Here is a 5,890-nt window from a genome sequence, read left to right as displayed (position 1 = left end):
ATGTGCTGTCACCGTCCTCTTCTCGCCGGCACCCGGGCCGCCTGCCGCCGCGTCCGGGCATGCGAGCGCACGGGATCCAGGGACGGCGGGCTGCGGCGGCCGGGCACGGCGGTGAAGTCGTGTGGGGGGTCCGGCTATTTCACGTGTTGAAGTTAAGGGGGCGCCGGGAAGCGGTGTCAAGGCTTTGGTCCGTACCGGTGAGAGCGCTTTCCCGACGCCCCGACGGGGCCACGGCGCCTAGGAGTTGAGCGTCCACTTCTGGTTCGCGGCGCCCGTGCAGGTCCACAGCTGCGTCGGCGTTCCGTTGGCCGTCGAGCCGCCCAGCGCGTCCAGGCACTTGTCCGCGGCCAGGTTGACGATGTCGCGGGTGGCGGAGTTGTACGACCAGCGCTGGGCGCCCGTGCCGTTGCAGTCGTAGAGCTGCACCCGGGTGCCGTTCGCGGTGCCCGCGGCGGCGGCGTCGAGGCACTTGCCGAGGGCGCGGACGGTGCCGTCGGTGCCCACGGTCCAGCGCTGCGCGGTGGTGCCGTTGCAGTCGTAGAGCTGGACGGCGCTGCCGTTGGCGGGACTTGCGCCGGCCACGTCGAGGCACTTCCCGCCCGCCCCGGTGAACGTACCGGAGTTGCCCCCGCCGCCGTCGGAGGTGCTGACGCGGACGTAGTCGACGACGAGCTGCTGCGGGAAGGACGTGCTGCCGTCCGGGTCGCCGGGCCAGTAGCCGCCGACCGCGAGGTTGAGGATGAGGAAGAACGGCTTGTTGAACACCCACTGCCGGCCGCCGAGGTCGGCGGGCGTGCGCCGCTGGTAGACGTTGCCGTCGACGGACCAGGTGATCTCGTTCGGCGACCAGTCGACGGCGAAGGTGTGGAAGCCGTTCGCGAACTGCTGGCCGCCGGGCAGCGTGTACCCGCCGCCGATGCCGCCGGAGCCGGAATAGCCCGGCCCGTGCAGGGTGCCGTGGACCGTACTCGGCTCGAAGCCGACGTTCTCCATCACGTCGATCTCGCCGCTGGCGGGCCAGCCGACCTGGCCGATGTCGTTGCCGAGCATCCAGAACGCGGGCCACATGCCCTGCCCGCGCGGCAGCTTCATCCGGGTCTCGACGTGGCCGTACGTGGTGGTGAAGCGGCCGGAGGTGTTGAGCCGGGCGGAGGTGTACTCGCACCGGCCGTACCAGCACTGGTAGTTGCCGGGGTTCTCCCGCCGGGCGGTGATGACCAGGTTGCCCTGGCCGTCGAGCGCGGCGTTGGCGTTGCCCGCGGTGTAGTACTGCCGCTCGTGGTTGTTGACGTTGTCGCCGGTCTCGATCAGCCACTTGCCTCCGTTGACCGCCGAGCCGGCCGGGCCGTCGAAGTTGTCCTCGAACGTGACGGCGTAGGGCGCGGCTTCGGCCTTCCCGCCGGGTCCCGGTGCCGGTGCCGCGCCGGCGGCGCCGGGCAGCGGCACTGCCAGCGCGGCGGCGAGGGCCATCGCGACGAGCACGGCCTTGCGGAGCGGATGTCTGCGTCGTCGTACGAACATGGAAGCTCACCTCGATGCATTGGGGGTCGAGCGTGGAGCATGGTCCATACCTTTGCGCGAGGTGAGTGAACTCCCTTCATGTCATGCAGTCAATGGGTCCGGCGGGCACCCGCGGTGTTCAACTCCCGGAGGTCGTACAGCCGTTCCTCTTGACAACGCACCCGCCCCTCACGACGCTCTGAGAGCGCTCTCTGTACGCCCGGCCCGCCGGGCAGCTCCCGCCTCGGGCCGTGTACGCCCCCACAGCGAAGGAGCACCGCATGTACCCCGCGCACCCGGCGTGGTCCAGACGCCGCCGCGGCCTGCTGACGGCCGCAACCGCCCTGCTGCTGCTCGTCTGCTACGCGCTCGCCGACCGCACCGGCGCCGCCGCCCAGGGCGCGGTCCCGCCCGCGCCCGGCCCGGCCCCCGCGACCGCCGCGGCGGCGGGCGACCCGCCGCCGGACTCCTTCTGGGGCGACACGGGCGCCATCCCGCCGGCGCAGAACGTGCTGACGGTGCAGATCCTCAACAGGACCAACGGCCAGTACCCCGACGACCAGGTCTTCTGGTCCTTCGGCGGGCAGACCCGCTCGATCGCCGAGCAGCCGTACCTGGACATGCCCGCCAACTCCGCCGGCCGGATGTACTTCCACCTCGGCTCGCCCGACAGCCAGTACTCCGACTTCATCGAGTTCACCGTCGGCTCCGACGCCTTCCACGGGAACACCACCCGCGTCGACGCCTTCGCGCTCAAGCTCGCGATGCGGGTGCACGGCCACGACGGCGCCGACAAGCAGGTCGGCGAGGACTACGCGACGTTCCAGGAGCCCCGCGAGGCCACGTGGCAGGCGTTCGCGGACGCCATGCCGCCGGAGTTCGCGTCGCTGGCCGAGGTGCAGGCGCCGTACCGCATCCCCTCCCCCGGCAGCGTGCCGGACTTCCGGCCGGGCGGGCAGCACGCCGCCTACATGAGCGACTACGCCCGGTCGGTGGGCATGGACGCCTCGACCCAGGAGATCTTCGGCTGCTCCGGCCCGCTCGCGGGCGACGCCCCCGGCTGCGCGGCGCTCAACCGGCACGTCGCCGAACTGCCGCGGGACCAGTGGAACGACCCGAGCCGCTTCTACCGGCAGGGTCCGGCGAACTACTACGCCGCGTTCTGGCACGAGCGCGCCATCGGCAACCTCGCGTACGGCTTCCCGTACGACGACGTCGCCGAGCAGTCCTCCTTCGTGTCCGTCCAGAACCCGCAGTGGATGGTGGTGGCCGTCGGCTGGTGAGAACGGGGCGCGCCGCGCCCTTGGCCGGCGCGTTCCGGCCCGGCCTGCCGCGTCCGGTCAGACCGCCGCCAGTCCGGCCAGGACGTCGGCGGCCGGTTCGGGGTGCACCAGCCAGCGCAGGTGGCCGCCGGGCACGGTGTGCACGTCGAACGGGTTGCCCGGGGTCAGCGCGTCGGCCTCGCGGATCAGCCGGTCCTGCATGGCGGGCGGCATGCTGACGTCGTCCGCCAGCCGCACGTAACTGCGCGGGATCCGGCCCCAGGTGTCCGCCTGCGCGCGGTCGGCGGACGAGCCGACGTCCAGGTTCTCGTCGGGCTGGAAGGTGTTGAGGAAGGTCCGGAACTCGTCGTCGGTGAGGTCGGCGGCGAACGCGTGCCGGAACGCGGCGAGCGCTTCGGGGTCCGCGGTGCGGAAGTTGGTGCGGATCAGGCCGAGCGCGGCCGGGTCGCCGGCGAGGGCGCGCGCGAGCCCGGAGGCGTCGACGCCGGCCATCTCGGGCTCGCCGTAGTAGTCGTTCACGTCGAGTTCGACGGGGCACCAGGCGGAGACGTAGACGACGCGGTCGATCAGGTCGGGGCGGGCGTTGCCGGCGGCGGTGGCGGTGATGCCGCCGCGGCTGTGCGCGACGACGACCGCCGGGCCGTTCCGCTTCACCCGCTCCAGGACGCCGATGAGGTGCGCCGCGTTGTCGGCGAGTGTGACGCCCTTGATGCTGCCGGGCGCGGTGGCGAGCGCGTCGGGATCCTGCGGCGCCTGATAGGCCGCGGGGAACGTGGCGCCGAATCCGTGGCCCGGCAGGTCGACGGCGAGCGAGCGGTGTCCGCGCAGGGCGAGTTCCGCCTGCAGGGGCGCAAACGAGAAGGAGTTCGCGAACGCCCCGTGAACGAGGACGAAGGTCGGCGTGTTCGGCATGGAGCCACCCTCACACACGACGATCAGGCGGGCGCGGAGGGGTACGGTGCGGGACGCGCACGGTCTGTGGTATTCGGGGGGAATTCCGCGGGCCTTCCGGGAGGCGAATGCGCGCGTACGGATCCGGGCGCGGCCCGTGGCCGGGAAGGCGCCTTCCCGGCCACGGGTGGTGTCGTACGTGCGATCCGATGCTCAGGGCGCGTCGACGACGATGCGTCCGTCCATCGGGACGAGGCCGGCGAAGCCGCCGCCGTAGTTGGCTTCCACCTGCGCCCGCTCGGTCGCGTTCGGGACGGGGTTGGTGCAGCTCACGCCGGCTGTCGAGCCGGACATCAGCGACGAGCACGGGCCGGGCTTCATGTCGGGCAGCCCGAGGCTGTGGCCCAGTTCGTGCGAGGCGATACGGGTGGTGTCGTAGCCCTCGTTGACCGCCTGGCGGCCGAACCAGACCGTGGCGCGCCCGCCGGGGCGGACCGGGCCGAGAGTGGCGCGCGGCCAGCCGTCGTCGGCGATGACCGTGATCTCGGCGCGGGTGCCCGCCGGGGCCTTCGCCAACTTGACGTTCTGCACCGTGGAATTCCACTGTTCGGCGCCTGCGGCCACCGCGCTCTTGAATTCACCGGCCTGGCTGTCGTCGTAGTACAGCGTGGTGGCGGCCGTACGCTCCGGTGCGGGAGCGGGGGCGGCGGTGGCCCCTGGGGCCGAGGACAGAGTGACGATTGCGGCAGCGGCCATAACGCCGATACCCAACTTTCGCAGCATGCGGGGAGCCCTCCTCTTGGTGTGAGAATCGAGCACTACTGCGCGAACCCTGATAAGGGTCGGCCCGAGTGTAGGAGCGCGCTCTCGGGGCCACAAGGGGCGGCAATGGCCGTAGATTTCACCTTCTTACGGCATCTCGGTGCCGGCCGCGGTATTCGGCACAGCGGGGTTCACGGCCGATTTCGTACAGGTGGAATCCGGCCCCGGGCCGCGGGGTCATTCTTCCGGCGTAGTCGGGAAGTTGAGACGTATGGGGCCTCTCGGCCGATCCGCCGCGCCGGACGTCTTGTCAGACTGCACCGGTACGCTGACCGCGGCCGGGCAGGGGCCCGCGGTCCCCGCGAGGACGGCCGTGGAGGGGACGTGGGCACGCAGGCAGGACCCGGGGAGGCGGACCAGCCGCCGCGGGTGGTGATCGCCGACGACCAGGCGCTGGTGCGCACCGGCTTCCGGATGATCCTCGCCGCCGACGGCATCGATGTCGTCGGCGAGGCGACGGACGGCGAGGAGGCGGTGGCCGCGGTCCGCCGCAGCCGGCCCGACGTGGTGCTGATGGACATCCGCATGCCGGGCATGGACGGCCTGGAGGCCACGCGCCGCCTCCTCGGCGCTGACGGCCGGGACCCGGGGCCGGGGCCGGGCGCGCCGCGGGTCATCATCCTCACCACGTACGACCTCGACCAGTACGTGTACGCGGCGCTCGCCGCCGGCGCCAGCGGCTTCCTGCTCAAGGACGTCACCCCCGAGCACCTGGCCGCCGCCGTCCGCCTCGTCCGCTCCGGCGACGCGCTCCTCGCCCCCACCATCACCCGCCGCCTCGTGGAGCGCTTCGCCGTCCGCGACGACCGCGCGGCGACGCTGCACCGCGACCTGTCGGCGCTGACCCGGCGCGAGCTGGAGGTGCTGGAGTCGCTGGCGCGCGGCCACAGCAACGCGGAGCTGGCCGCCCGGTTCCGGCTCAGCGAGGCGACGGTGAAGACGCACGTGGCCCGTATCCTCGCCAAGCTCCAGCTCCGCGACCGCGCGCAGGCGGTCATCGCCGCCTACGAGACGGGCCTGATCACCCCCGGCTCCCCGCAGTCCCCGACCGCGCCGCCGTGACCGAGCACCTGCGCCCCCGCCGACCGCGGCCACCAGGCATTTCGTCCGGGAGCGATGAGTTCCGGCGGCGGATCCGGTCTGCCCCTACATGATCCATCACATCAGCGGCGTCCTGTCCGACGCCGCCTACGAACGCTTCCGGGTGATCCGATGACCACTGTCGACGTCAACGGGATCACCCTGGGCATCGAGTCCTTCGGTGCCGACGACGCGCCGCTCGTCCTGCTCGTGGGCGGGACGACGATGCTCTCCTGGCCCGACGCGCTCTGCGACCGGCTGGCCGCCGGCGGGCGCCGTGCCGTGCGCTACGACCTGCGCGACAGCGGCGGGTC

At 72.4% G+C, this 5,890-nt stretch carries 6 protein-coding genes; 3 read left to right on the top strand and 3 right to left on the bottom strand.

Going from position 1 to position 5,890, the window contains the following annotated elements; genetic code table 11:
* Positions 1-237 precede the first annotated feature (237 nt).
* Positions 238-1,521: a glycoside hydrolase family 16 protein gene (locus tag H5J30_RS15055; RefSeq protein WP_181787941.1), complete on the bottom strand. Its 1,284-nt coding sequence runs from the start codon at positions 1,519-1,521 to the stop codon at positions 238-240.
* Positions 1,522-1,781: 260 nt separating this feature from the next.
* On the opposite strand from H5J30_RS15055, the gene H5J30_RS15050 reads away from it, so the two are divergent.
* Positions 1,782-2,783 carry a glycoside hydrolase family 64 protein gene (locus tag H5J30_RS15050; RefSeq protein WP_181787940.1) on the top strand — a complete coding sequence of 334 codons (1,002 nt, stop codon included), beginning with the start codon at positions 1,782-1,784 and terminating at the stop codon, positions 2,781-2,783.
* Between the two features lie 57 nt (positions 2,784-2,840).
* Here H5J30_RS15050 and H5J30_RS15045 read toward each other — a convergent pair whose 3' ends face one another.
* Both H5J30_RS15045 and H5J30_RS15040 read right to left on the bottom strand, forming a co-directional pair.
* Positions 2,841-3,695: an alpha/beta fold hydrolase gene (locus H5J30_RS15045; protein WP_181787939.1), complete on the bottom strand. Its 855-nt coding sequence runs from the start codon at positions 3,693-3,695 to the stop codon at positions 2,841-2,843.
* Between the two features lie 192 nt (positions 3,696-3,887).
* Complete coding sequence (locus H5J30_RS15040; RefSeq protein ID WP_181787938.1) at positions 3,888-4,457, bottom strand: snapalysin family zinc-dependent metalloprotease; 570 nt, start codon at positions 4,455-4,457, stop codon at positions 3,888-3,890.
* A 363-nt stretch (positions 4,458-4,820) separates the two neighbouring features.
* Here H5J30_RS15040 and H5J30_RS15035 point away from each other — a divergent pair, with 363 nt between their 5' ends.
* The gene (locus H5J30_RS15035) at positions 4,821-5,558 is read left to right on the top strand and encodes a response regulator (protein ID WP_181787937.1); all 738 of its coding nucleotides are present in this window, start codon (positions 4,821-4,823) and stop codon (positions 5,556-5,558) included.
* A 150-nt stretch (positions 5,559-5,708) separates the two neighbouring features.
* Positions 5,709-5,890, top strand: a 182-nt coding sequence (locus H5J30_RS15030) for an alpha/beta fold hydrolase (RefSeq protein ID WP_374100982.1), incomplete at its 3' end; no start/stop codon positions are given.

The organism is Streptomyces phytophilus (genome assembly GCF_013870535.1).
GTDB classification, from domain to species: domain Bacteria; phylum Actinomycetota; class Actinomycetes; order Streptomycetales; family Streptomycetaceae; genus Streptomyces; species Streptomyces phytophilus.
This window is presented reverse-complemented; position numbering and strand designations above follow the sequence as displayed.

What these genes read in the sequence shown, in the direction of transcription:
- H5J30_RS15040 (WP_181787938.1), bottom strand. Translation starts at nt 4,457, where the DNA reads ATGCTGCGAAAGTTGGGTATCGGCGTTATGGCCGCTGCCGCAATCGTC.
- H5J30_RS15055 (WP_181787941.1), bottom strand. Translation starts at nt 1,521, where the DNA reads ATGTTCGTACGACGACGCAGACATCCGCTCCGCAAGGCCGTGCTCGTC.
- H5J30_RS15050 (WP_181787940.1), top strand. Translation starts at nt 1,782, where the DNA reads ATGTACCCCGCGCACCCGGCGTGGTCCAGACGCCGCCGCGGCCTGCTG.
- H5J30_RS15045 (WP_181787939.1), bottom strand. Translation starts at nt 3,695, where the DNA reads ATGCCGAACACGCCGACCTTCGTCCTCGTTCACGGGGCGTTCGCGAAC.